Below are 1,178 nucleotides of genomic sequence, written 5' to 3'. Positions count from 1 at the left end.
AAGGCTTCTACGCAAGGCTGGGGTATTTCAAAGTGCGCGATCAATGGGGATGAACACACGGTCATCATGGATGAAATCACTGACCGGCCCCTGATGGCAAGGGCGTGGGCGCCGCCGCTCGGACAGCGCCTGGCCTGTCGTGGCAATACCCTCAGCGAGATTGAGGATGCTCGGCGGACACCGAATTATTGGCTTCGACGTCCTTCATTTCCTCTTCTATGGGGCCGTCATCGTCTGAAGGTAACGGCACTTCTCCTTCAGCGCCTGCGCTTTGCTCGTCTTTGGTTCTTGCGCTGCCGTTATCCCGCTCGAGCTGGCTATCCTGGTCCGAGCCAGGATTGCCGGGAGGCGGGTCCCAGTCTACCGGGCGTTTCTCGGACCAGGATTCACCGACGCCCTGCTTGGGCTCGGACTCGCTTTGTTCAAGGCCAGAGCCGTGGGCCGCGCCGGTGTCGGGCGTATTTTCTGCTGGGCCTGGGTAGGGGGCGTCTGGGCCGTTCTGATCGATTGCCATGGGCGTTCTCCTGCTATGGCGCGGTGGGGTTCACCTGGTTAAGAGGGAACATGGCGAGCGGGAGTGCCTTGGGTACGACCGGTGGCGCCAATAGCTGGGGCTCCGGTGAATGCCAGCCAGTCAAGCAATTGGGGCCGCTTTGCGGCCCATCGCCGCGGTTCGTCGCCACGGCAAGCCAGGCTCCCACAAGTACCGCGCATGGCTTGAATTCTAAGCGGTCGGGGTGGGAGCTGGCTCGCCGGCGATGGGCTGCGTAGCAGCCCCATTAGCCTTAATCGCCACACCCCCTTCAGGCTTGCGGCCTAACCGAACGTCCGCATGAAAGGTTCAGCACACTGCCGGATCGCAGCGGCTACCCGAGGGGCGCGCTCGCAAAGCTCGGCCGAACCGTCAAGCACCTGCTCCAATGCTTGCAACTGTTCACGTATGACATCTTCTGGCCTGACCACATCACACGCTCTGGCAAACTCCAGCAGCCCCTGGCGTGAAGCGAGCAATGATTTGTTGCCGACCAGATCCAGCGCCAATACGTCATCAGGAATGTAGGCCGTGGTGTTGACGATATCGTAGGCCGGGGCCAAGTGTGCATTGCGCTGGGTGGGGTCGGAATACAACAGACCAAAGTTCTTCAGGTGTGCATCGCCGTTTCCGACAATGCAACTCA

The 1,178-nt window shown here is 60.9% G+C and carries 2 protein-coding genes; both read right to left on the bottom strand.

Annotation, left to right across the window (positions count from 1 at the left end; genetic code table 11):
* Positions 1 to 151 precede the first annotated feature (151 nt).
* Positions 152 to 514: a hypothetical protein gene (locus HP546_RS30435; RefSeq protein WP_172233649.1), complete on the bottom strand. Its 363-nt coding sequence runs from the start codon at positions 512 to 514 to the stop codon at positions 152 to 154.
* Between the two features lie 302 nt (positions 515 to 816).
* On the bottom strand, positions 817 to 1,178 hold a 362-nt coding region (locus tag HP546_RS30430), incomplete at its 5' end, for a HipA domain-containing protein (RefSeq protein WP_172233646.1).

The sequence above is a fragment of the Pseudomonas sp. CM25 genome (genome assembly GCF_013179705.1).
Taxonomy (GTDB): Bacteria; Pseudomonadota; Gammaproteobacteria; order Pseudomonadales; family Pseudomonadaceae; genus Aquipseudomonas.
This window is presented reverse-complemented; position numbering and strand designations above follow the sequence as displayed.

Bases quoted from the DNA above. Each gene is read 5' to 3' on its own strand.
- HP546_RS30435 (WP_172233649.1), bottom strand. From the start codon at position 514: ATGGCAATCGATCAGAACGGCCCAGACGCCCCCTACCCAGGCCCAGCA.